This is a genomic window from Enterocloster alcoholdehydrogenati, assembly GCF_013282095.1.
Lineage (GTDB): Bacteria > Bacillota > Clostridia > Lachnospirales > Lachnospiraceae > Enterocloster > Enterocloster alcoholdehydrogenati.
In genome coordinates, this window is sequence record NZ_BLTJ01000002.1 from 224,573 (window position 1) to 248,777 (window position 24,205).

The following is a 24,205-nucleotide window of genomic DNA, read 5'->3' on the forward strand; positions in this document are numbered from 1 at the left end:
TCAAATGTTTTTAAAGTTTGTGCGGGATTTCAAAAACACACTCTGGCACAGCGCACCGAACTGTGCTATACTGAAAAAGATTGAGCCCGCAGTCTGTTGCGGATCATAAAGAATAAATCATCGGGAGACACAAAAGACATGAAGATCGGATTTGATAATGATAAGTACCTTTCCATGCAGTCTGAACACATCAGAGAACGGATCGGCCAGTTTGGAGATAAGCTCTATCTGGAATTTGGCGGAAAGCTTTTTGACGACTACCACGCTTCAAGAGTCCTTCCCGGCTTTGCTCCGGACAGCAAGCTCCGTATGCTTCTGCAGCTGGCCGACCAGGCAGAGATCGTCATTGCCATCAGCGCGGCAGATATCGAAAAAAATAAGGTACGCCAGGATCTGGGGATCACATATGATGTGGATGTTCTGCGTCTGATCCAGGAATTCCAGAATAAGGGCCTCTATGTGGGAAGCGTTGTCATCACCCAGTACCAGGGACAGGGCAGTGCGGATCTTTTTAAGACAAAATTAGAGCATATGGGCATCCGTGTATACCGCCACTACTGTATTGAAGGCTATCCCAGCAACGTGCCTCTTATCGTCAGTGACCAGGGATACGGGAAAAATGATTACATCGAGACCAGCCGTCCTCTGGTGATCATCACGGCTCCCGGCCCTGGAAGCGGCAAAATGGCTACCTGCCTGTCCCAGCTGTACCACGAAAACAAACGGGGCATCAAAGCCGGCTATGCCAAATTTGAGACCTTCCCCATCTGGAACCTGCCCTTAAAGCATCCGGTCAATCTGGCTTATGAGGCGGCAACAGCCGACTTAAACGATGTCAATATGATCGACCCCTTCCATCTGGAGGCATACGGGAAAACTACGGTTAACTATAACCGTGACGTAGACATTTTCCCGGTACTCAATGCTATTTTTGAAGGAATCTACGGCAGCAGCCCCTATAAGTCTCCTACTGATATGGGTGTCAATATGGCTGGTTTTTGTATTTTTGATGATGCAGCCTGCTGTGAAGCCTCCAATCAGGAGATCATCCGCCGCTACTATCAGGCCTTAAACCGTCTGGCAAAGGAACAGGGCAATTCCGAGGAAGTCTATAAGCTGAATCTGCTGATGAAGCAGGCAAAGATCAAACCGGAGGACCGCAGAGTCGTAACCCCCTGTCTGGATCGGGCAAAAGAGCAGAACGCCCCTGCCGCTGCCATGGAGCTGGCCGACGGAACCATTGTAACCGGAAAGACCAGCGGACTTTTGGGAGCCTCGGCCGCCGTCCTGTTAAATGCGATCAAAATGCTGGGAAAAATCCCTCACGATACCCATCTGATCGCCCCCTCTGCCATCGAGCCCATTCAAACCTTAAAGACCACCTATCTTGGCAGCAAAAACCCACGTCTGCACACAGACGAGGTGCTCATCGCTCTGTCCATGAGTGCAGCCACGGATCCGGCGTCAAAGAAGGCCCTGGATCAGCTTCCCAAGCTGCGCGGCTGCCAGGTGCATACTTCTGTGATGCTTTCCAATGTGGATATCAAGACATTTAAAAAACTGGGCATAGACCTGACCTCTGAACCGGTCTATGAGCACAAAAAGCTGTATCACTAAACAAAAGGAGGTATTTTCCATGGGTAGAATTCGTGGAAAATACCTCCTTTTATGTTTACGGAAACGGTAGTTCAGGTAAGCTTATGAACGCTTTACTTCCTCCATTCTAATGGCCCACGCAGGACACACGATCCGGCACAGGCCGCAGCCAGTGCACCGTTTCGTATCTACAAAAGCCTTTTTATCTTCTGTCATAGAAATCGCCTGTTTCCCTCCGTCTCTGCAGGAAATCACGCATCTATTGCATCCTATGCAAATTCCCGGATCAATTTTTGCTGCAAGCTGCTGCTTTAAAGACAGGTTTCTGGCCGCCGGGACCATATGGTCCAGCGAATGGCCTCTAAAATCCTCAAGTGATGAGCAGCCCTTCTCTTCCATGAATTTTTTCAGATACCTGAGCATAGGATCAATCAGCCCATATCCCTTATACATCACTTCGGTGGCGCTCTGAAGAATATGGGCTCCCAGAGATAAATACTCCACTCCATCCAGGCCATTGCAGATTCCTCCGGCTGCTGCAATCTGGAACGGTTGTGTCTTTGCCGCGAGCGCTATTTTATATACACAGTGCTCTGCCATAGGCTTGATAAAAGAACCTGACAGGCCCATGGGTGCACTTTTTCCCATAATATTGGGAATATGCACCATTGTTTCCGAATCCAGCGGCTCGATACCGTGGATTGAATTGATAGCTGTTACAGCTGCCGCTCCTGCCTTGGCGGCGCACACTGCCATATCTCCAATATCGTTGACATGAAGCGACAGCTTTGCGATGACCGGCAGGGAGACTTCTTCTTTTACCCACTGGATTACCTGCGTCATAAGCGCCTTGTCCTGGCAAAGCATAACGCCAGCCTCACTGTCAATACACGACAGGCATAATTCCAGCGCATCAGCTCCCGCCTGCTCTGCCTTCCTTGCCAGACGTTTCCAGTCCTCTTCTCTGTAATGTGCTTTAATGCTGACAATCAGCATATTTGTCGGATATCTTTTTTTCACCTGTGCGAAATCTTCAAATGCGTCATCTACCCTTTTATCCATTACAAAATCAATGTTTCCCATACCGGTCACGACCCGTGAGCCAGCTGTGGATACAGGAAGCATACGCGGCGTTAGGCTAAGAGTCGTCTCATCCTGCAAAAATGAAATGCTCTTTGTTACAGCTCCCGCCCATCCAGCTTCAAATGCCCGTCCAATCATCTCGCCGGACGCGCTTACCGGCGAGGAGGCAAGGAAGAACGGGTTTTTGCATTGAAATCCGCAATAGTTCGTTTCCAAATTGAATGCCATCTAGGTCTCCTCCGTCTCTTTATAGATCCAGTAATGTTCCAAAGCCAGGCAAGGACAGATCGGTAAGACCAGTCAGCCTGAGAGCCTCTCTGATTGCTGCAGTTACAGAATCAAACAAAACTGCCCCTGTTTTCTTTTCAATGGCCTCTGCCCTCCAGGCTGCCGCCAGGTTTGTGCATACAACTGCAATTCCCTCCCCGGCTTTTGCACCTGTACGGCAGCACAAATCCTCCATCTGTCCGGCAGTCACACTGCCTATGTCTGTATTTTTTGTGATTCCAAGCCCTGTGACACCCGAAATCTTCAATCCCAGCGCCTCATATTCCCTTATAATTGCATCATTGATTTCTTTTATATAGGGAGTAACTAAATGAAGGCATTCCACAGGAAAATCACGGCAGCTGTTTACAAGTCCCAGGGAAGCGGTGCTCGTTTTTATTCCTGTTTCCTTTTCGATCCTGCGGCAGATTCTTCGGTCACGTTCAATCCCAAGCCAGCTTCCGGCCGTACCATTCCATACGATGGCATCGGCATTTGCCTGGGCCAGCTGCATGGCCGCGCGAACCATGGCGTCTGAGGTAAACTGCCTGGCAGACCCCTCATCCAAAGAGACGTTTATTACCTCCAACCTGGCATAATGCACTGTTATCTGTGCTTCCATACCCGCAAACAACCGGCTGCAGATAGGTTCTACCACTGTATTGGAAGATGGCACAATCATCCCGATCCGCCTGGGCAATCTTTTTTTTTCCATCATGGCTGCCTTACACCTCCCACTTTGCGTAGTCAATCCCCGTCTTTTCTTTTACCTGGTGCAGAATACGCTCTGTAGCACGATTTGCATCCTCCGTAATCTGACGCAGGTCTCCGGCCAGAAATACCCCATTTTCAATCAGGACGTTTCCGTTTACAATGGATGTGTCCGCCAGATGGTTATTTCCGCAGTACACAAGAGCACCTCTTGGATCCGTGAGTGCGCCAGCATACCCCGGCTGAATCATGGAAAACAGCACCACATCCGCGGCCATGCCTTCTTTAAGCATACCAATATCATCTCGGTTGAGACATTTCGCTCCATTTACCGTTGCCATCTTAAATACTTCTTTTGCATTCAGCCATTGCTCCGGGCCATATCCCGGATGGCTGCCGTCAATCCGGTGCACATACATCATTGTCCTGAGCTCTCCCAGCATATCTCCGCTGTCATTGCTAGCTCCGCCGTCTACGCCGATACTGACAGGGATCCCTCTTTCATCTGCTTCCAGAGCCGGGGCAACCGGGTATCCCAGCCTCATGTGACAGGAGGGCGACTGGGTCACACAAGCGCCGTTCCTTGCCAGAATATCCAGTTCGTCCGCTGTATGGCGGCTGATGTGTGCAAAGGAAACATTTTTATCCATCCACCCAATGGATTCCAGCCACTGATGAGGACGCATATGGTACGCCTCATCGCATTTTTTCATTTCATCCGGTCTGGGATGAAGGTGTGTATGGCACAAGCCTTTATACCGGTCTGCCATGGCTTTGAGCTCCTTCATAAAATCCGGGTTCTCAAAGACCACCGTGGTCGGCCCCACACCTACGCGCGTCATGGAAAAGCGGCTGCTGTCATGGTATTTCTGAAAGGTGCGGTCACAGTCTTCCAGGATGTCATCATACGTTTCAATAAGACCCGACGCATCAATTCCCAGCTGCTCCTTCAGCTTCACCGGCAGATCTCCTTCCATCACAGGCATACATCCCCTGAATCCATGGAAACGTAACCCCAATTTCTGGACTTCCTCAAATTCTGCATCCATCAGTCTGTGCCTTCCATGAGGGAAGAAATACATGAAATCCATGGATGTAGTACAACCGGTCATCAGCAGTTCCGCCACCGCCAGCCTGGCTGCCGCTCTCACATCCTCCTCCTGCATATTTTCCCATGCTCCATAAGAATACAGGAGCCATCCCAGAAGATTTCCCTTCTGCATAACAGGAATATTCCTTGTAATATTCTGATAAAAATGATGGTGCGTATTTACAAAACCCGGCAGAGCCAGTTTCCCGGCTCCATCGATTACTCTTATCCCATCTGCCAGTATCCTCAGATCTTTCCCAATCTGCTTTATCACATTTCCTTCTATATAAATATCTGTATGCTCCAGAAAGGTGTCCGCTTCATCCATACAGTACACATAACGAATATCCTTGATCAGTAAACGTTTCATCCTCTATCTCCCCTGCTTATCTTCCTCGATCAGTATCCGCAGGCCTTCAATAGCCGTTTCCATGGCAGCCTGTAAATTCACTTTCTTATAGGCCATTACAGCAGATGCACGGCAGCCGCGGATGGATGATACAATAAAAATTGCGGCCGCTTCCATTTCTGAGCACATTACATTGGATTTTTCCCATGCAGCCCAGCGTTCCTTTACATATGATCCATTAGGCATTGTATCCGGTTCGATTTCTCCATAAAACGCATCCTTGGAATGAGTGATACCCTCTGCGAAATTATATCCCAGTTTCTTTGCTGCCCGCGAAAGCGCATCTACCACATGGCGGTCGGCTACGGCCGGGTACGCCAGAGGAACATAGGAAATAGTCGTTCCCTCATCTCTGACTGCCGCTGTGTTAATCACCCCGTTCAGAGACGTATCCCAAGATCTGGGGCATACCCTTCCCGAGGTGCCTACCCGAATAAAGGTATCTGCTCCGCAGCGGATTAGTTCTTCTACTACAATGGCAGTGGATGGACTTCCCATTCCGGTGGAGGTCACTGAAACTTTTTCACCATTCAAGGTTCCTGTCCAGGTTTTGCACTCCCTGTTGTGGGCTACCAGCTTTGCATCATCAAACATAGATGCAATGATATCCGTTCGAAAAGGATCGCCGGGAAGCAGAACATAACGCCCCACATCTCCTTCCTTACAATTTATATGGTACTGTTTTCCTTCTTCATTTAAAAACGGCATAGTATTCCTCCTGTAATTATATGTCATCTTGCACCTTTATCATATGGGATTCCGGACGCTCTGGGCGCCTGGGATCCTTTTGTATTGAACGCTAAAACGATCAGCGTTGCCAGATACGGAATCATTTTATAGACGCTGCTGGGAATCCCCAGATCAGCCAGCACCGGAATACCGGAATAGGCAGATGAAATGGTTTTCATCATTCCAAAGAACAGGGCAGCCAGCATGATTTTTCCTGGTTTCCACTGACCAAAAATCAATACTGCCAGAGCAAGAAACCCGTAACCGGACACAGATGCATTAAAGCTTGTGGAGGTTGGTATCACATATACCAGGCCGCCGATCCCAGCCAATGCACCGGAAATCAACACTCCCATATATCTCATCCTGTATACGCTGATACCTACAGAAGCGGCCGCCTGGGGATGTTCCCCGCAGGAACGAAGCCTGAGCCCAAATCTCGTTTTATACAATACCACACAGGATACTGCCAGAATCAGGATCCCAAGATATGTAGTAATATACGCATTCTGGAAAAACATTTCTCCAATGACCGGAATATCGCCCAGAATCGGAACCTTTTCGATACGGAACTGGTTTTCAAAGGGGATCTGCTGTACATTGCGGATTACGCGTGCCACAAAAACTGCGAAAGCGGGAGCAAACATATTGATTGCCGTTCCGCTGATACTCTGATTGGCTTTCATATTAACAGATGCGTAGGCATGAACCAGAGATATTACCATACCTGTTGCCGTTGAAATCAGGAGGGCAATAAGTAAAATGGGCTGTCCGGGAAGAACCTCCTGAAACAGGTTGATAAACAAAATTCCCGTAAAACCTCCCAGTACCATAATTCCTTCCAGCGCAATGTTAATTACACCGCTTCGCTCACAGAACATTCCTCCCAGTGCAACGATCAGCAGAGGGATTGAAAAAAGCATCATTTGCTGCACCAGAAAATATAACAGACTCATTTTTCATTCTCCTCTCATTTTGACTGATCCGCTGTTTTTTTTAGGAGTTTTTTGATCACACCCTGGAATACAAGAGCAAAGGCGCTGAAATAGATGATCACGGAAATAATAATATCGATTACTTCCGGTACAAAATTATACAGCTGCATCTGATCTCCTCCTACTTTCAAGTATGCAATAAACGCGCCGGAAAAGATAATTCCTACTGGATGGTTCATTGCCAAAAGCGCTACAGGAATACCGTTAAATCCCTCAGCTGCCAATGTATCCACTACCTCAATCCCATTTCCGGAACCGGCCAGATACAAAAGACCTCCTCCAAGCCCTGCCAGCGCCCCGGCAATCGCCATAGATGACACTATATTTCTTTTCTCATTCATACCCGCATACCGGCCTGCTTCACTGTTGTAACCACAGGCTTTTAATTCATATCCGAATACGGTCTTTTGAAGGATAACAAAAATTGCGATGCCTGCCAATACCGCGATTATAAAGCCTGCATTTGCGCTTGAAGGACGGTTATGGTAGCGAAACAGAAGATCAAATCCCATTTTAGGAAGGACGGCCGTATCTGCCACTGGAAGAGACTGGCTCTGGAGAGGATCGTAGATCAGCCCGCTTACAAGAGCATTTACCGTATACATTCCGATATAGTTCATCATGATACAGCCAATAACCACATTTACATTGCGGAATGCCTTTAACACACCGGGAACCATTCCCCAAAGTGCGCCGCAGACCGTCGCGGCCATGAGAGCTGCGATCCAATGGAAGGCTCCCGGAAGAAATGTGCACCGTACGCCCACAAATACTGCAGCAAATGCACCTACAATAAACTGCCCCGATGCTCCAATATTAAACAGGCCGGTTTTGCTTGCAAATCCCACCGACAGACCGGTCATGATCAGCGGTGTCGCGTAATAAAGTACCTGCCCCACATTCTTCATATTAGACACACCGCCAAACAGGATTGCCGCAAATCCATTGGAGGCCTGAGACGGGTTGCTTATGACTAATATTACCAGCCCCACAAACATTCCCAAAAGGATTGCCATGACAGAGGCTAAAAAACTTGAAACGCCTGATGGAAAAGTTTTTCTTTTCACCTTTTACTCCCTCCTTTTAGACCCTGCCATATAGAGTCCCAGTTCCTGTACTGTCACATCTTCCGGTCTCAGATCGGCAACGATCTCACCTTCATACATAACAAGAATACGGTCACTGATGCTCATTACCTCATCCAGTTCCAGAGATACAAGCAGAACTGCCTTTTTTGCCTTTTTCTGCGCCGCCAGCTGATTGTGAATATATTCGATTGCACCCACGTCCAGTCCTCTGGTAGGCTGGACGGCAATCAAAAGTTCCGGATTTCTGTCTATCTCTCTGGCTATAATAATCTTCTGCTGATTCCCACCGGACATACTTCTTGCAATCGTCTTTCCTCCCTGTCCGCATCGGATGTCAAAGCCTTTGATCAGGCCATCAGCAAACTTATAAATTTCCCGTTCCTTTAAAAATCCATGCTTTTGGAAACGCTTATCAAAATAACTCTGAAGAACCGTGTTGTATGCTAGATCATAATCCAGCACGAGACCATGCTTATGACGATCCTCTGGAATGTGGCCGAGACCGTGGGTGTTGCGTTCACGAATACTCATATGAGTAAAGTCCTGTCCGGCAACATGAATGGATCCGCTCTCTGACGGCATAAGTCCGGTCAGTGCATATACCAGCTCGCTTTGTCCATTTCCATCAATTCCAGCGATACAGACTATTTCCCCCTCTTTTACATCAAAAGACACATGGTTGACAGACAATTTTCCGCTGAATGAGTTCCTGACGCTTAAATCCTTCACGGAAAGCACACATTTGCCCGGATGGTACTCTCCCTTGTCAATATGCAGATTGACCTTTCTTCCCACCATCATCTCGGACATTTCCTCTTTGCTGGCAGAAGCCACATCCACCGTTCCTACATATCTTCCCTTTCTCAGCACGGTACACCGATTGGCAGCTTCCTTGATCTCATTGAGCTTATGGGTAATAAACAGAATGGATTTCCCCTCTTCTGCCAGATTTTTCATAACTTTAATCAGTTCTTCGATCTCCTGGGGCGTTAATACTGCAGTAGGCTCATCAAAAATCAGGATTTCGTTCTCACGATAGAGCATTTTGAGAATCTCCACTCTCTGCTGCATTCCTACAGTAATATCAGAAATCAGTGCATCCGGTTCAATTTTTAAGCCATATTTTTCAGAAAGCTCCATCACCTTCTTACGGGCCTCATCCATCTTTAAAAACCCTTTATTTGTACTTTCTACCCCAAGAATGACATTTTCCAGAACCGTGAAATTATGCACTAACTTAAAATGCTGATGAACCATTCCAATCCCCAGCTTATTGGCATCATTCGGATTTTTAATATGTACGGTCTGCCCGTTCTTTCGTATTTCCCCAGCTTCCGGCTGATACATTCCAAACAGCACGCTCATCAGCGTGGACTTACCCGCGCCATTTTCTCCCAGCAGCGCATGAATCTCGCCCCGTGCCAGCTGAAGCGTTACATTATCATTTGCGACTATTCCCGGAAATTCCTTTCGGATTCCCACCATCTCGATTACATATTCCATTTTCTCTCCCGCCTTTATGTATGACGTCTTTTACTTTACTTCTGTCACCTGAATCGTTCCATCAAAAATCTGATCCAGCGTATAGGAAGTTCCGCCCTCGTCTACATCACGCAGAGGCTTATATGTACCATCAGCCAGTTTCTTGTATACTTCATCGTAATTTTCCTGAATGAAGGTTTTAAAGCGTGAAGTTTCCATGGGAAGCTCTATCCCCTGATTGGATGCATCCATCACAATATTCTGTCCGCCGGGGAATGAACCGCTGTAAGCCTGATCAAGCATCTGATACACAGTCCCGCTCAAATCCTTCATAGAAGAAGTGACAACTGTCTCCGACTCCTGAGCCCAGTCAATATCAACGCCAATGGTCTTTCCAAAACCGGAGGCGTCGGCTGCCGCCATCACAGACTGTCCTACGCCGGAACCGCAGGCAAAAATAATTTCTGTACCATTCTGATACCAGGTTGCCGCCAGGGTCTGAGTCTCAGGTGTTGCATCAAATGTCCCTGTATAATAGTAATTCATCCGCACATCTGACACCCCTCGTTCCTTTGCCGCCGCCTCTGCTCCCTGAATAAAGCCATAGCCGTAGCGTACAACTGCCGGGGTGGCTACTCCGCCCATAAAGCCCAGATTCCTGTACCCGTCTGTTACAGCCGCATATCCTGCCAGGAAACCAGCCTGCTCCTCCGCATACTGAATCCCCACCGCATTTTCGGCCGTCTTTGTTTCCTTTCCGTCGCCCGGAACGCCATCCAGCAAAATAAATTTAAGTTCTGGCCATGTGTCCTGAGCAATATACATCGCTTCTGTAAAGCGGAATCCGGGAGCTACGATTATCTTCGCCCCACCCTCAATCGCCAGTTCCATGGCTGAGAGATATGCATCTGTAGTTTTTTCTACCGGTTTATAATATTTGTAAGAAATCCCTTTCTCTTCACCGTATAGCTTTACGCCCTCATAGGTTCCCTGATTAAATCCCCGGTCATCAATGGTTCCTCCGTCAGCAATCATGGCGATCTCTGCTCCCCCGTTACCTGCGTCATCTGCAAAAGAGCTGTCTGCTTCGCCTCCCGCAGAACCGCATCCTGCCGCTACAAGTACCACAACTGCTGCCAACATTGCCGTGCTGATTTTCTTCATCATTTTTCTCATGATCCTTCTCCTTGTATGTAAACCTTCCCACTTTGTAGCTTATTTGTTTTACTGCCCCTTACTCAGGATATGAATAGCTGAACTGGTCCCAATCCGGCTGCAGCCTTCTTTAAGGAACTGTTCTAAGTCCTCTCTTGTCCTTACGCCGCCGGCTGCCTTCATCTTCACCTGCCCTGTCAGATGCTTCTTAAAAAGACGAATGTCCTCCATGGTTGCTCCCGCGGTTCCAAAACCGGTAGAGGTCTTAATATAATCAGCTCCGCCTTCTGATACACATCTGCACAGCCGGATCTTTTCTTCTTCCGTCAAATAGCACGTTTCGATAATTACCTTTAAAATCTTATCTCCCGCGGCTTTTTTGAGAATGGCTATTTCCTCTGTAACACGGTCAAAGTCTCCATTTTTCACATCCCCCAGATTGACTACCATATCTACCTCGCAGGCCCCTTCTGAAACTGCCTGCTCCGTTTCTGCCTTCTTTACTTCCGTGGTATTATATCCCAGTGGAAAACCAATTACTGTACAGATAGCCAGCTTGTCCCCATATGCCTCATAAACCCTTTTTACATAAGAAGGCGGGATACATACAGAAGCCATGTGATATTGAATTGCTTCCTCACATAAGATCTGAATCTGTTCCCAGTCAGATACTGCTTTTAAAAGTGTGTGATCGATGTGCTGATAGATAAATGCTGTTTCCATAAGTCCTCCATACTGATTGTTTGATTAACAGGTTTCCATTTGTTTTCAAAAACAATATATTCCAAAAAGCACATACTGGGCTGCGCTTTCTTGGTTTCGTGCCCTTCAGAATAGATATCTGCCATATTAAACAAAAAAAGCCAACCGAAACGGCTGGCTTTTAGGCTCATCAACGTTATATGTTTGATATTTAATTTATATAGATTGTAGCAAGTTATTGCATTTTTGTCAATTAAATCCCGTAATTTTGTGTATTTTTGTCATTTGTTACAATCAGGGGTTTTTTTCTTATCTTTCCATTCGGAGTCCTATCCCTGGTTTTGCCTATATAAAACTGCTGTTTTGCAGTTTTATACTTTATCCTTTCATTTCCATATTATTCGGTAAAATTGCACAAAAATCTTAAATGCCCGCACTCATCAAACCCAGTCAGCCGGATCTCGCCTGTTTCCGGCTGGTACTCAAAGGTAGTGATGCTCGCATTATGTACTACCCGTTCCCCTCCACCATCCTCGCCGCTGCCCTTTAGCAGCTGCTCCATAAAATGGGCCAGCAGTCCGCCATGAGACACGATAGCCGTATCGCCCTTCATCCGGCTTCTGATCCAATCCCAGGCGGCCGCACAACGGGCGTCCACCTGGGCCACGGTCTCCCCTCCGGGAGGCGCTACCTCTGCCGGACGATCCCACCAGGCTTTGTAGCGGTCCCCATCTTTTTTTAGGAGTTCTTTCGCCGTCTTTCCTTCCCAATCTCCGTAGTTAATCTCCATTAGCCAGGGCAGGGTCACAACGGGAATGGGACGGTCTCCTGCTACAGCGCCGGCGGTTGCATAGGCTCTGATCTGCGGACTGGTGTAGATAGCGTCCAGCTTCTTTTCCTTCATAGCCTGTGTAAGACAACGGGCCTGGGCGCGTCCGGTATCATTTAAGGGGATATCCTGCTGCCCCTGTATCCTCTGCTCAATATTCCAGTCTGTCTGGCCATGGCGTATCAGATATAGCTTCATCTGTTTTTCTCCTAACTGTTAAGATCCCAGCCGTCCCGCATAGGGTCATAACCAGCGGGCCGTCTCCCGCTTCTGCCGTATCCGTCCCTGCGGGGAATAAAGGAAGGCTCTGCCTCATCCTCTTCACCGCCGTCAGAAGCCGCGGCACCTTCGCCGTTGACCGTAAGGGCATCCAAGGCCAGTTTCATAATCTCCTTGATCTCATCCGGCGTCATTTTCATCTTCTCTGCCAATTCATCCACAGTTGCTTCACGGCCCAGCTCCTTTGCCATGACCTGGGATACGGTTTGAAGGACATTCACTCTGGCTGCCATATTTTCCTCAACCTCAGCTTCTGCCCTCTGCTCTTCAAGAGCAGCTTCTATCCCCTGGCGGATCCGTTCTTCCAGGACTTCCCGCCAGTTCCGGCTGCCGTCATACTCCGCCGCCGCCATCATCAGCGCCATATTTGCCTCCTGAACCAGATCGGAAACAGGAAGCTCCCTTCCCTCATACTCCCTGGCAAATCCAAGGGCCGCCGCCAGATATCCTTCTACCAGCCTGTTTCTGGCCTCCTTCTCTCCCCTGGCTGCGGATGCCAGGACAGCTCTCTCTTCTTCATGATCCAGAGGACGGATCTGCTCCATTTCCTCCAGATACATTTCATAAAAATTCTCTGCCATAAATGTTTTCTTTCCTTCTTTAAAAAAATACAGTTTCCTGTTTATTAAGAATAGTCGATCCTCCGCTTTAAGTCAAGTCCTCCGATCCCCCGGTTCATCTGGTACCCAACCAGAATACCGCTTTACAAAGCTGCTTAAAACTGTTAATATAGAAGCAGTTATAAGGAGGACTTAATAATGGATATAAATTATGAATTATATAAGGTGTTTTATCATGTTGCCGTCACGCTCAGTTTCTCAGAAGCTTCCAAGCAGCTGTTCATCTCACAGTCTGCAGTGAGCCAGTCCATTAAAGTCCTGGAAAAAAAGCTGAATCAGCCTCTTTTTATACGCAGCACCAAACGGGTCCAGCTTACGCCGGAGGGAGAGATTCTCTTAAAGCATATCGAACCAGCCATGAACCTGATCCGCAAGGGAGAAAATCAGCTGCTTGAGGCCCATACCCTGAACGGAGGGCAGCTGCGCATCGGAGCCAGCGACACCATCTGCCGGTATTATCTGGTTACTTATCTGAACCAGTTCCACAAGGCTTTCCCAAATATCCATATCAAGGTTACGAATCACACCTCGATTGAATGTGCCAAGGCCCTGGAAAACGGCCAGTGCGATTTCATCATCGCCAATTATCCCAATTCCGCGCTTACCGGCGGGCTGTGCACCCGGATCATCAACGAGTTTTATGATGTTTTTGTGGCCAGCCGCCAGGCTTTTGACCTGGAGGGAAAGACACTGACCCTAAACCAGCTGTTGGACTACCCTATTATGATGCTGGATCGGAAAAGCACCACCAGCGAATTTCTCCATCAGATTTTCCAGAAAAACCGGCTGGATCTGGTGCCGGAGATCGAGCTTTCCAGCAATGACCTGCTGATTGATCTGGCCAGAATCGGACTTGGCATTGCCTTTGTTCCTGATTTCTGCATCCCGGCCAATGATAAAGACTTATTCATCCTGGAGCTGTCTGAGACGCTTCCCAGACGCCAGATGGTAGTGGCTTACAATGAAAGCCTGCCGGTATCCCAGGCAGCCAAGCACTTTATGGATATGCTGTAAATCCCTTTCCCTCCGGGAATTGTCCCCAGAAATCTTCCAAAGCCAGAGATACGTTTCCACGGTCTACCACTGTATAGGTTCCCCATTCCCTTGGGAAAAGGGCCACATACTCCGACCGCAGGAACCGGTCGTCCAGCAGGGCGATCACTCCTTTGTCATTAACCGTACGGATCACGCGGCCGGCAGCCTGCATGACTTTATTCATACCGGGATACTGATAGGCATAGTCAAAGCCATTCCCTTCACGCTCATCAAAATACTCTTTTAGGATCTCCTGCTCCGGGTTTACCTGGGGCAGTCCGGTTCCTACGATCACTGCGCCTATGAGGCGTTCTTCTTTTAAGTCAATCCCTTCCGAAAAAATACCTCCCATCACGCAGAGAGCCGCAAATGAACGGTTGTGTTCCTCCTCAAACCGGGACAGAAACCCCTCCCGTTCCTCTTCTGTCATACGGCCCGACTGACAGACCCGGTCAAACCCCAGAGGCCGCAGCTTTTCCCGCTCCTCTAACACTTTTTCCATCTGTTCCAGAAACTGATAGGAGGGAAAAAACACCATATAGTTTCCTTTTCTGCCTCGAATGATGGTTTCCAGATAGTCGGCGATCCGCTCATACTGGACTCTTCCCCGCCTGCTGTAACGGCTGCTTACATCCGAAGCCGCCAGCACCAGACGGTTTTTTTGCGGAAACGGCGATGCAGCATAAACGGCATACGCCTCAGGATCCCCGCTGAGCAGCTCTTTATAATACTTAATGGGAAGAAGGGTAGCTGAGAAGAACACGGTGCTCTCGCTCTGATCCAGACAGTTTTTGAGGCACTGGGAAGGATCCATGCACATAAGCTTTACCATAAATTTCCCCTCCTCAATCACCCTGGCATAGATCCGGTAATGATCATCCAGGCGATCGTGGATATTCAGGAAATCGCGAACCTGAAAATAAAGCTCCAGCACCCGATCCCGGTCTGTAAATTCTCCATTTTCATTCATAAAGACTTCCAGTTCTCCAAACATCGCCATCAGATCCAGGGCAAGCAGCTTCACATCCCCCAAAAGCTCATAATCCGCCCCAAGTACCTTCCGGTGGCGGATACCCTCCTCTTCTTTCCCCACGCCGTAGGCCCGTTTCAGTTCCAGCATCCGCCGGTTGCAGCCGTCTAAAAGGGAGAGTACCCTCTCTGCCCCGGACATACCCTTTAAAATGCGTCTGGCAAGCAGAAGATCCTCCTTGATCAGGGATGCGCTGTACATTTCTCTGGCTCTGGGAACCAGGTTATGGGCCTCATCCACCAGAAAAAGGTAAGAGCCTGCCGGTTCCCCCTCTGCAAAATACCGCTTCAGACGGACATTAGGGTCAAACACGTAATTATAATCGCAGATGATCCCATCAACCCAGCTGCTGATATCCAGGCAGAACTCAAAGGGGCAGACCGAGAATCGCTCTGCGTATTCCAGCACCTTTTCCCGTGTGATCCCTTCTTCCTCATGGAGAATCTCATAAACCGCGTCATTGACCCGGTCAAAATGTCCTCTGGCTCTGGGGCAGTCCAGTGGATTGCAGCTTGGATGCTCCAGAATGCAGAGCTTTTCCTTTGCCGTAATGGTTACAGTATTAAAATACAGATGCCTCCTGCCACGCAGAATCTGGAAGGCTTCCTCTGCCACGCTTCGGGTAATGGTTCTGGCAGTGAGGTAAAAAAGCTTATCCCCGTATCCCTCCCCCATGGCTTTTAAGCTGGGAAATATGGTAGAGAGGGTCTTTCCTACCCCTGTGGGAGCCTGGATATAAAGATTTTTCCCCTGGGCAATGGTTCGATACACACAGGCTGCCAGTTCCTTCTGCCCTTTTCGGTACGCATAGGGAAATTCCAGTTCCTTTAAACACGCCTGCCGGCGCAACCTGTGATGGTATAAATATCTGGCCCATTTCACATATTCGTGGATCAGACCCGAAAACCAGCTTTCCAGCTCCTCTCTTGTCTTTATCTCCTGAAACCGGCGGATCTCCTCTGTCTCTATATTGCAGTAGGTAAGCTGGATGCCGATGGTTTCCAGCCCATGAGCCGCCGTATACATATATCCATAGCAGAGCGCCTGGGCCAGATGCGCCGGCTCCGGTCTATCCATCCGTTTCAGATCCATGTAAATACATTTGATTTCATCGATCGTCACTCCTGCTGGCTCTGTGATAATGCCGTCGGCCCGCCCCTCAATCAGAAGCTCAAACTCATCTTCCTTTACCCCGTGTTTCAAAATCACCTCTGCCTGATATCCCGCCCCCATGCGCCGTTGGATCTTCCGGTGGAGGCGGCTGCCGGCCTGCATGGCCTCCTTCCTGGCTCCCGCCGTTCTCCGGTCGTCCAGATCGCCGGAACGCATCACAAATTCCACAAGATTCCGCACCGAGATCCGTACCAGCGACAAAGACTCCTGCTGTGCCATCCCTTTCCTCCTGTAACTGCAGATGCACGTGGATCGTGCACTTTTTTCTAATTATACCAGCATACCACAAAAAGAGGCGGATTGCAAACCTATGTTCGCATCCAGCCTCTTAAGTCGTCTGTTTTCAGTTTTTAAAACAGCTTGTTTTATGCAACGTTTCTTACAGCTTCCGGTGAGATCGTTTCCAGGTACGCCTCAAACGCCTCATTCCCGCCGTTCATCTGTACAGTCAGAACCCTTGCAAGATCCAGGCTTAAAACACCAAGGATGGACTTTGCATCAATCGTAAAACGGTTATAAAATACATCAATATCAAAGTCACACTTGGAAGCCTCCGCTACAAATCTCTTTGCCTCATCAATAGATGTCAGCATAATTTTCTTTTCTTTCATTTCAAAGACTCCTTTTGGATATAACAGTGTGGTAATTTTCGTTGTGGTATATTTATATCACTATTATTCCCGTGTGTCAAACTTTGTTTCATTCCCCGTATTTTTTCAAAAGAAGGCTCATTTTTGTAACATATACCTTTTTATCTCAAAATACAGTCGTTTTTTTATACAAAAAACAAATATTTTTTCCATTTCTATGGTAAAATATGCTTTGTTCTTATTTAAATACATAATAATACAGGTGATTTTTCGTAAGAGTTTTTCAGAAAAAACGCCTCTTTTGCCAGCTTTATTTCTTCTCCTGATTGTCCCCTGTCTCCTCTGTTTCCTTCTCCTTCCAGATATATCCTCCTGCCGTTTTTTGAGCGCCTGTAACCGCGCAGGAAAGACTTCTTCTGCTGATCCCCAGACTGCGGCTGGCATGGGCAATGGAAATAAATTCGGCAACAGGTTCACCCTCCAACGTCATCTGAATCAGCGGCCGCTTATCGTGGTAGCCGATCCTGCTGGTCAGATCGACACAGATGGGATCCTTCGGTGCATCCTCAGGCACTACGCGCCAGAGAAAACCGCCTCCTGTTTTGCGCTCGCCGTGAGCAGCTCTGGCAATGGAACCCAGAGAAATGCCGGTTGCCTCATAAGCCAGTCGGGAACTTTTATAATCCGCAATATACATCCCGTCACGGGAATACTGACGGTATACATGACCTGCTTTAATTGTACGACTCATCTGTAACTTCACCCTTCCTTTTTGTGTTGTTGTAGTCATTATAACAACTATTATCTGTTTTGTCTATACAACATAATGTGTGTATATTTTGCCTGACATTGGGTGTACACAGACCGGAAAACAGGCCGGATATCCGGAATGTCAGGGTCTATTCTTCTATCGCCCGAATCCCTGAAGGAACCGGAGTCACAGCATCCTCCCCGCAGGCGGCCGCCTGCAGGGCTGCCGTATCAGAGAGGCTCTCCTGTTCCCCGGATGCAGCCGTCAAATCAGCCAGAGCGGATCCTCCTCTTTCCTGAACGGAAACAGGCCGGCAGGAAATACCATTGATCTCCACGTGCTCATTGATAGCGATCACGATACAGGGCCGCCCCTCGATCATCCGGTTTTCCACCAGATATGTCTTATCCGGCGCTACCTTGATCGTCACATCCGGGGTTTTGATCTCAAAGCTCTTTGTATTTACCACATTGGCAGCCACAAAACTGGTATTGGGCGTATTTTCCACATCCTTATACCGTTCTTCAAACTCCTGAAGCTTCTCCGGGGTGGCTCCGTTATTTTCCAGCAGCTTCTTCACCTGGTATTTGTCCAGAGTAAGAGGCACCGGCTCGTCCTTTGTCTCCTCCACCAGTTCGCTTAAATTTTCGTGAATGTTTTTTACTGTTTCAAAGTCGCAGTTTTCCCCCAGAGTCTCTTCTACAATGGCCTGGAAGGTTTCTTTCTGGCTTTTGGCAGACATGGGAATCTGGCAGCCTAAGACCTCGTCAATCAGACCGTCGGGCAGCTGCTCCGGGTTCTTTGCATAAAAGAGCAGGCTGTGGATATCTGTGTTCCGATCGTTAAAGGCCGGGAAGATGAAACTGTTTACGGGAGCTTCCACCAGCCAGTCCCTTGTACGGTTCTCGATCACATTTGTCATGGAGTTATAGCACAGGCCGGCCTTTGACAGCTTCACCGGACAGATGGTGCACTGGATAAACTCATAGACATAATCGGAGGCGTCAAACATCTCCGAGCCGTCCGTGGCCTTGGCGGGAATATCATAAGCACAGTGGATCAGGATAATGTAATAATTTTCGCCGTAGTCAAAATGGGCAATGATCTTATCGTAAAATTCCTCAATCAGTCCTTCGTCCTTAAGCTCGCTGTCTCTGAGTTTTAAAAGGAAGTTCTGAGCGCCTCCCTCCTCTTCTGTATGTAAGGGAAACTCCATATTTAAAAGATTCTTTCCAACCGTCCCGGACAGACCGTTTCTGAAAATGGTAAAATACTTAAAGGCCTCTTCTTCCGGCAGAGATAAAAATGCCTCTTTTAATTCTGTTTTCTTGTTCTTCTCAGCATCCACATAGCAGCCGCAGATCCGGCTGATGGCGCAGTTGGCGGGAGTAAAAAGCTTTTTGATCTCATTACACTCTTTTTTATTCATGTTTTTAAGACTCTCCTGTTGTGATTGTATTTATAGTAGAACAGAACGGGCGGGAAGTCAAGAGCACCGGCCCGAATGCTGGCGAGACTTTTTTAAGCGCGCCGACCATCCCAAACAGACACGCTAAGGAATGGCTGATGCTCCCAACGGGCTGACATACAACAAAAAGCCGGAACACTGTCTGAAGTATTCCGGCTTTTCTGCGGGTTGGGCTATTCGTTAAAATAGTCAACAGGGGAAGAGGGGCTCGAACCCCCATCTACGGTTTTGGAGACCGCTGCTCTACCATTGAACTATTCCCCTATTTAGCTGTTTGTCTTGCTGTTCTCTCGAACCTCAGTTATAATACCATAGCCGTCAGAAAGTGTCAACTGTTTTTTTAAAGTTTTTTAAACTATTTTTGGAAGGGCCGCAAATCGTTTAAATCTCTCCTTTTTCGTCGGCTATTAGAGGGAGCCGGTTCGGTTTTCCTCCCCGCTCCCGTTTATGCTGCAGATATTTACAGCAGTCCAATGGCTTCCCGCACATTAGATACCCCAATCATGCGCAGCCCCTTTACAGGTTTCATCTTATCCAGACATACCTTTGGCAGCACGCAGGCGGTAAAGCCCATCCTGGCGGCTTCCGCCGCCCGTTTATCCGCCTGGGAAACGGCGCGTACCTCGCCGGAAAGCCCTACCTCTCCGAATATAAGCATCCCCGGATCTACAGGCCTGTCCTTATAGCTGGACATCAATGCCATAACAATAGCCAGATCCAGAGCCGGCTCATTCATACGCATACCGCCTGCGATATTTACATAGGCATCCAGCCGGGACATCTCATAGCGGCAGCGCTTTTCCAGCACTGCCATCAAAAGATTTACCCGGTTATAGTCTGTCCCGGCAGCAGTGCGTCTGGGCATACCAAAGTTTGTTTCTGCCACCAGGGCCTGAACCTCCAAAAGGATGGGGCGGCTTCCCTCCAGGGAACAGGATACCACTGCCCCGGAGGCATTTTCCGGGCGGCCGTCCAGCATATATTCGGAAGGGTTTTCTACCTCTGCCAGCCCTTCCTCCCGCATTTCAAAGACGCCGATCTCATTGGTGGAGCCGAAACGGTTCTTTACGCTTCTTAAAATGCGGTAAACGGCATTTCTGTCTCCCTCAAAGTAAAGCACCGTATCCACCATATGCTCCAGAACTCTGGGGCCTGCTACCACACCTTCCTTTGTCACATGACCCACCACAAAAATGGCAATTCCCCTGCTTTTGGCAATCTGCATCAGAAGCCCTGTGGACTCTCTTACCTGGCTTACGCTGCCAGGCGCGGATGAGATCTCCTCCCGATACATCGTCTGGATGGAGTCAATAACCGCAATCTGAGGTTCTTCCGCCCCGATCGCCTGCTCGATGCGGTCTAAATTCGTCTCACATAAGAAACGCAGATCCCCTGTTACCTCTCCGATCCGGCTGGCCCGCATCTTGATCTGTTTTAGAGATTCCTCCCCGGAAATATAGAGAACCCGACGCCCGTCTGCTGCCAGGCGGCGGCAGACCTGCAGCAAAAGGGTAGATTTTCCGATTCCGGGATCGCCTCCCACCAGCACCAGGGACCCAGACACAATGCCGTCTCCCAGCACACGGTCCAGCTCATTAAAACCGGTAGGAATCCTGTCCTCTTTCTCCAGGCGGATCTCCGACAAAAGAGAGGCCCTGGCCGCTCTGCCGGATGCGCCCAGGCCTCCCGCCGTCTGACGGCCCGACGGGCTGACAGCGCCAGACGTCTTTGATACCGGTTCTTCTACCATGGAATTCCAGGCCTTGCAGGCCGGGCACTGGCCCATCCACTTTGAGGACTCATATCCGCATTCCCTGCAGAAAAACGCCGTTGTTTTTGCTCTTGCCATTGGCTTATCCTTCCTTTCCATCCCCTGTATATCCTGTTTTCCAAATATGCAGCAGACCGCAAAAAGGGCCGCCTTTATGGCGGCCCCATAATCCGTCTGCAGAATATACAGCCAGGAACTTTTATGGTCTGCTTTTACTTATAAAGCGCGTTGTTCCCCTTATACTCTCTTTACTGCCTTTACTGTTACAGCCGTGCCTTCCTCCAGCTCTACGCTGATGCTTAGCTTTCCGCTCATGTTGGTTTTCATGCTGCCCACTGCCGCGCCGTCTACATATACCTCATAATCGGTATCATCCTCCAGCTGTACGGTGATCTGGGCATCCTTTGCACCCTCTACCAGAAATTCCACGCCTTCATCGGACACCTTAAAATGCTCTGCCACCGTACCCGGCACAGACTCATACACAAACATATCATTGCGCTCCAGCTTTGTGATCCCATAAAAGGTCTTTACCTTATAGATATCTCCCTCATATTCAAAATCAGACTTCTTTGCCTTCTGTCCTAATGTGTAATTTCCAAAACTGATGGTGCCATCCTGCTCTGCGCGGATCAGCTCTTCAACAACCGGCATCTTCTTATCCTCCTGTTTCTTCGCCTGGGCCCCGGAGCGCTGCCCCGGCGGCCTGTCTTTTATCCCTGTGGGTATCCCGGCCGCAGACAAAAGCTGCTGTTGTGCGGACGGCGGGATTATCTGTAATCCGATTATACAACAAACCTTCAAAAATAACCAGTGAATTTTTTATGACTGCGGCGCAGGCTTTCAACTGTTTTCTAAGGTTTTTGCCCCAGCCGTTTTCCTGCGGGGCGCCGCCTTTTTCTTAATAGAAAATGTAAGTTTCTCCCCGTCAAAGCCCACCTCTACCTGGGCATTTTTGCGGACTGTTCCGTCTAAAACCGCCTCTGCCAGCTTATCCTCCAGCATATTCTGGATAGTTCTTCTTAAGGGCCTTGCTCCGTACTTATCGTCATAACCCTTGTCAATCAGGTGGTCTTTAGCCGCCGCATCTACAGACAGGGCGATTCCAAGCTGATCTCTGCTGCGCTTTGCAATTCCCTGCAGCATAATATCAGCGATCCCCTTCATGTGCTCTCTGTTTAGCGGGTGGAACACGATGATCTCGTCGATACGGTTTAAGAACTCCGGCTTAAAAAGATGCCTTACCTCATCCATCACACGGCCTTTCATAAAGCTGTAATCGGCCTTGGCGTCCGTAGCAATGCCAAATCCAAGGCGCTTGGGGGAAATGATATTCTCCGCCCCTGCGTTAGAGGTCATGATGATAATGGTATTCTTAAAGTCGATTCTGCGCCCCTGGGCGTCTGTGATGTGTCCGTCGTCCAGCACCTGCAAAAGGATATTGAATACATCAGGATGAGCCTTCTCGATCTCGTCAAACAGGATCACAGAATAGGGATTCCTGCGGACTTTTTCGCTGAGCTGTCCGCCCTCCTCATAGCCTACATAGCCTGGCGGGGAGCCGATCATCTTGGATACACTGTGTTTCTCCATATATTCGGACATATCTACACGGATCAGGGAGCTTTCCGTGCCGAACATGGCCTCAGCCAGCGCCTTTGATAGCTCTGTTTTCCCTACACCGGTAGGGCCAAGGAAAAGAAATGAGCCAATAGGGCGTCTTGGATCTTTTAATCCCACGCGTCCCCTGCGAATGGCCTTTGAAACAGCCGTCACCGCCTCTTCCTGGCCTACGACCCGCTCATGAAGGATTCCTTCCAGGTTTTTCAGCCGCTCAGATTCTTCCTCTGCCAGCTTCTTCACCGGGATTCTGGTCCAGCCTGCCACCACATCGGCGATCTCATTTTCACTGACAGTCAGCTTTCTGGTCTCCTTATCCTTCTGCCACTTTTCTAAGAGAATACGGATCTTTTCTCTCAGCTTTTCCTGCTTTTTCTTGATCTCGCCCGCTTTTTCATAGGCTTCATCCCTGATAGCGGCTTCCTTATCATCTTCCAGCTTTTCAATCTGCTCTTCCAGCTCCCGAACCTTTTCCGGCCGGGTGTAGTTCATCAGGCGCACCCGCGAGGAGGCCTCGTCGATCAGGTCAATGGCCTTATCCGGCAGGAAACGGTCATTGATATAACGGCTGGAAAGCTTCACAGCGGCCTCCAGGGCATCATCTGTGATCTCAACTTTATGGTGCTCTTCATAGCGGCTGCGCAGCCCCTTTAAGATGGCCACAGACGCTTCCTCTCCCGGCTCGTCTACCGTCACAGGCTGGAAACGGCGCTCCAGGGCAGAATCCTTTTCAATGTATTTGCGATATTCGTTGATGGTAGTGGCTCCAATCAGCTGCAGTTCTCCCCTCGCAAGGGAGGGCTTTAAAATGTTGGAGGCATCCATAGCCCCCTCTGCCCCTCCTGCACCGATGATGGTATGGATCTCGTCGATAAACAGGATCACATCTCTGGACTCTACCACCTCCGCGATCACCTTCTTGATCCGCTCCTCAAACTCGCCCCGGTACTTGGAGCCGGCCACCATGCCCGACAGATCCAGCGTCATAACCCGCTTATCTGCAATGACGTCCGGCACATTTCCCGATGCGATCATCTGGGCTAACCCTTCTGCAACGGCCGTCTTTCCCACGCCCGGCTCGCCGATGAGACAGGGGTTATTCTTGGTGCGGCGGCTTAAGATCTGGATTACCCGCTGGATCTCATTTTCACGGCCGATCACAGGATCCAGCTTTCCCTCTGCCGCCATTTTCGTAAGATTCCGGCTGTAGCTGTCCAGGGTGGGAGTGGCATTTCCCCGCCGTCCCGTCCTGGCGCCCTGCATCTCTTCTTTCACAGCAGGCGCGTCCTCTCCCATGGCGGCCAGAAGGTCAATATAAACCTTCTGGATGCTGACACCGATGGTGTTTAAAAGGCGGCTGGCCACACAGTCCCCCTCACGCAGAATCGCAATCAGCAGATGCTCCGTTCCGATCTGGGCGGCTTTAAAGCGCACAGCCTCCCGGTAGCTGTTTTCTATGACCCGGCGGGCTCTGGGGGTATAGGAGGCTGTATCCGCCGTCTTAAGGGTAGGATTTGGCGCAATCAGCTGGCTCACCAGCTCAATGACTTTATTCTCCTCTACCCCGTTCTCCTCCAGCACTTTGGCCGCAACGCCTGTGCCCTCCTGCAAAAGGCCGATGAGCAGATGCTCCGTTCCCACATAGCCGTGGTTTAAACTCTCTGCCACGCCCACCGCAAGGCCTAAGGCTTCCTTTGCCTGTGGTGTATATCGTTCCATAAATCTATGTCCT

At 49.1% G+C, this 24,205-nt stretch carries 20 protein-coding genes and 1 tRNA gene; 2 read left to right on the plus strand and 19 right to left on the minus strand.

Annotated features, from left to right (window positions below):
- Nucleotides 1-138 precede the first annotated feature (138 nt).
- A complete protein-coding gene (locus HW447_RS03395) occupies nt 139-1,617 on the plus strand; it encodes a DUF1846 domain-containing protein (protein ID WP_176253925.1) in 1,479 nt (492 codons plus the stop codon).
- A gap of 81 nt (nt 1,618-1,698) precedes the next feature.
- On the opposite strand, the gene preA is transcribed toward HW447_RS03395, so the two are convergent.
- The 11 genes from preA to HW447_RS03450 form a co-directional block, all read right to left on the minus strand.
- Nucleotides 1,699-2,907 (minus strand): NAD-dependent dihydropyrimidine dehydrogenase subunit PreA, encoded by a 1,209-nt coding sequence (gene preA, locus HW447_RS03400; RefSeq protein ID WP_176253926.1) that lies wholly within the window; start codon nt 2,905-2,907, stop codon nt 1,699-1,701.
- A gap of 19 nt (nt 2,908-2,926) precedes the next feature.
- Nucleotides 2,927-3,664, minus strand: coding sequence for a maleate cis-trans isomerase family protein (locus HW447_RS03405; protein WP_176253927.1), 738 nt, complete (start codon nt 3,662-3,664; stop codon nt 2,927-2,929).
- 7 nt (nt 3,665-3,671) lie between these two features.
- The gene (locus HW447_RS03410) at nt 3,672-5,117 is read right to left on the minus strand and encodes an amidohydrolase family protein (RefSeq protein WP_176253928.1); all 1,446 of its coding nucleotides are present in this window, start codon (nt 5,115-5,117) and stop codon (nt 3,672-3,674) included.
- Between the two features lie 3 nt (nt 5,118-5,120).
- The gene (locus tag HW447_RS03415; protein WP_176253929.1) at nt 5,121-5,864 is read right to left on the minus strand and encodes a nucleoside phosphorylase; all 744 of its coding nucleotides are present in this window, start codon (nt 5,862-5,864) and stop codon (nt 5,121-5,123) included.
- A gap of 23 nt (nt 5,865-5,887) precedes the next feature.
- A complete protein-coding gene (locus tag HW447_RS03420) occupies nt 5,888-6,841 on the minus strand; it encodes an ABC transporter permease (RefSeq protein WP_176253930.1) in 954 nt (317 codons plus the stop codon).
- A 14-nt stretch (nt 6,842-6,855) separates the two neighbouring features.
- Nucleotides 6,856-7,896 (minus strand): ABC transporter permease, encoded by a 1,041-nt coding sequence (locus HW447_RS03425; RefSeq protein WP_176254050.1) that lies wholly within the window; start codon nt 7,894-7,896, stop codon nt 6,856-6,858.
- A gap of 54 nt (nt 7,897-7,950) precedes the next feature.
- Nucleotides 7,951-9,471 carry an ABC transporter ATP-binding protein gene (locus HW447_RS03430; RefSeq protein WP_176253931.1) on the minus strand — a complete coding sequence of 507 codons (1,521 nt, stop codon included), beginning with the start codon at nt 9,469-9,471 and terminating at the stop codon, nt 7,951-7,953.
- A 30-nt stretch (nt 9,472-9,501) separates the two neighbouring features.
- A complete protein-coding gene (locus HW447_RS03435) occupies nt 9,502-10,626 on the minus strand; it encodes a BMP family lipoprotein (protein ID WP_176253932.1) in 1,125 nt (374 codons plus the stop codon).
- A gap of 48 nt (nt 10,627-10,674) precedes the next feature.
- Complete coding sequence (gene deoC, locus HW447_RS03440; RefSeq protein WP_176253933.1) at nt 10,675-11,328, minus strand: deoxyribose-phosphate aldolase; 654 nt, start codon at nt 11,326-11,328, stop codon at nt 10,675-10,677.
- Nucleotides 11,329-11,704: 376 nt separating this feature from the next.
- Nucleotides 11,705-12,334 (minus strand): histidine phosphatase family protein, encoded by a 630-nt coding sequence (locus HW447_RS03445; RefSeq protein WP_176253934.1) that lies wholly within the window; start codon nt 12,332-12,334, stop codon nt 11,705-11,707.
- Between the two features lie 11 nt (nt 12,335-12,345).
- A complete protein-coding gene (locus HW447_RS03450) occupies nt 12,346-12,996 on the minus strand; it encodes a sigma-70 family RNA polymerase sigma factor (RefSeq protein WP_176253935.1) in 651 nt (216 codons plus the stop codon).
- 177 nt (nt 12,997-13,173) lie between these two features.
- On the opposite strand from HW447_RS03450, the gene HW447_RS03455 reads away from it, so the two are divergent.
- A complete protein-coding gene (locus HW447_RS03455; protein ID WP_176253936.1) occupies nt 13,174-14,049 on the plus strand; it encodes a LysR family transcriptional regulator in 876 nt (291 codons plus the stop codon).
- Here HW447_RS03455 and HW447_RS03460 read toward each other — a convergent pair.
- From HW447_RS03460 to HW447_RS03495, 8 genes are all read right to left on the minus strand, one after another.
- Nucleotides 14,033-16,492, minus strand: a complete 2,460-nt coding sequence (locus HW447_RS03460) for an ATP-dependent DNA helicase (RefSeq protein ID WP_176253937.1) — start codon at nt 16,490-16,492, stop codon at nt 14,033-14,035. The two genes, HW447_RS03455 and HW447_RS03460, sit on opposite strands and share 17 nt — an antisense overlap.
- Nucleotides 16,493-16,638: 146 nt before the next feature.
- The gene (locus HW447_RS03465; RefSeq protein ID WP_176253938.1) at nt 16,639-16,884 is read right to left on the minus strand and encodes an HPr family phosphocarrier protein; all 246 of its coding nucleotides are present in this window, start codon (nt 16,882-16,884) and stop codon (nt 16,639-16,641) included.
- A 289-nt stretch (nt 16,885-17,173) separates the two neighbouring features.
- A complete protein-coding gene (locus HW447_RS03470; protein ID WP_176253939.1) occupies nt 17,174-17,614 on the minus strand; it encodes an NUMOD1 domain-containing DNA-binding protein in 441 nt (146 codons plus the stop codon).
- A gap of 148 nt (nt 17,615-17,762) precedes the next feature.
- A complete protein-coding gene (locus HW447_RS03475) occupies nt 17,763-19,043 on the minus strand; it encodes a DUF4317 domain-containing protein (protein ID WP_176253940.1) in 1,281 nt (426 codons plus the stop codon).
- A gap of 232 nt (nt 19,044-19,275) precedes the next feature.
- A tRNA-Trp gene (locus HW447_RS03480) sits at nt 19,276-19,346 on the minus strand.
- 196 nt (nt 19,347-19,542) lie between these two features.
- Nucleotides 19,543-20,931: a DNA repair protein RadA gene (gene radA / locus HW447_RS03485; protein WP_176253941.1), complete on the minus strand. Its 1,389-nt coding sequence runs from the start codon at nt 20,929-20,931 to the stop codon at nt 19,543-19,545.
- A gap of 159 nt (nt 20,932-21,090) precedes the next feature.
- Nucleotides 21,091-21,507, minus strand: coding sequence for an endosialidase (locus HW447_RS03490; RefSeq protein ID WP_176253942.1), 417 nt, complete (start codon nt 21,505-21,507; stop codon nt 21,091-21,093).
- Between the two features lie 189 nt (nt 21,508-21,696).
- Nucleotides 21,697-24,192: an ATP-dependent Clp protease ATP-binding subunit gene (locus HW447_RS03495; RefSeq protein WP_176253943.1), complete on the minus strand. Its 2,496-nt coding sequence runs from the start codon at nt 24,190-24,192 to the stop codon at nt 21,697-21,699.
- Between the last annotated feature and the right edge of the window lie 13 nt (nt 24,193-24,205).